The organism is Sphingobium sp. (genome assembly GCF_033795625.1).
GTDB lineage: Bacteria > Pseudomonadota > Alphaproteobacteria > Sphingomonadales > Sphingomonadaceae > Sphingobium.
Genome location: NZ_JARYGI010000090.1, coordinates 1 through 1,022, shown reverse-complemented (window position 1 = coordinate 1,022; position 1,022 = coordinate 1). Strand labels below are relative to the sequence as shown.

Sequence of the window (1,022 nt, the reverse complement as noted above, 5' to 3'; positions counted from 1 at the left end):
CCGGCCAGCCCGTCATCACCGGCCGCCCGGTCCAGTTGGGGATCGCCGCGCTCAGGAAGCCGGCGATGACCTTCCAACAAGGCGCCGAGCTGGGCTGCCGTCACGCGCATTACACCGTCCTGTATGCCGGGCCACTTGAAACCGCCGGACTCCAGTCTCTTGGCCATCAGGCACAGGCCTGTCCCATCCCACCAGACCAGCTTGACCCGGTCCGCGCGCTTCGCCCGGAAGACATAGATCACCCCGGAATACGGATCGCCGCCATACTCAGCGCTGACCAACGCGGCCAGGGCATCAGGACCTTTGCGAAAATCCACCGGCCGCGTTGCCACCATCACTCGCGCGCCTGGACCAGGACCGATCAACGCCGCACCTGAAGAGCCTCAATCACCGCAGTCGCCAACCCGGAGCTCGCCGTTCGACCGATCCGAACCACCGCGCCGCCAAGCTCAACCTCGATCACTACATCGTGCGACTTCGGCTTGGGACTATCGGCCACGACCGGCACGAACATCGGCGCATGATCACTATCAGGGTCTGCCACCTGCTGGGCTGCAAGGGCATAGCGGAACTCCCGCCGCCAGGTGTAAAGCAATGACGTCGGAATATCGTACTGGCGCGAATAGGCGGCTATGTTGTCGCAGCGCTCCATCTCAGCCACTATCGCCAGCTTCTGCTCTAGCGTCCAAATCCTCCGTCGGCCGGCCATACTGCGCAGAACCTCAGGGCGGCTAACAGGCTCCCGAGCCACTCCAGTGCGAGTGTCCAGTGCGCTCGTAGGGTTGTCGTCTTCCATCCAACCTAACGTCTGCCTGAATCATCCAAACACACAAGGTGGCAGCGGAACAGCGCTTACGAACGACCCGCGGCGCGAGTTAGAAACTGCGACATGGCACGCGTGTCGGGTCCTGCAGTCGTACGATTTCTGCAACGAGCTCGCCTCCGCGCGCTTTAACAGGTCGCGGAAAAAGGCTCTTCACCTGACCGTGTTGGCATGATTCAATGCCCTAAGCGAGATTTGA

Annotated in this window: 2 protein-coding genes; both read right to left on the bottom strand. The window is 62.0% G+C overall.

Annotated features, from left to right (window positions below):
* Positions 1-335 (bottom strand): IS66 family insertion sequence element accessory protein TnpB (gene tnpB, locus QHC67_RS18690; protein ID WP_319296661.1); only part of this gene is annotated, 335 nt, incomplete at its 3' end.
* A gap of 26 nt (positions 336-361) precedes the next feature.
* Entirely contained in the window at positions 362-709 is a 348-nt protein-coding gene (locus tag QHC67_RS18685) for a transposase (protein WP_319296660.1), read from the bottom strand.
* Positions 710-1,022 lie beyond the last annotated feature (313 nt).

What these genes read in the sequence shown, in the direction of transcription:
- QHC67_RS18685 (WP_319296660.1), bottom strand. Translation starts at nt 709, where the DNA reads ATGGCCGGCCGACGGAGGATTTGGACGCTAGAGCAGAAGCTGGCGATA.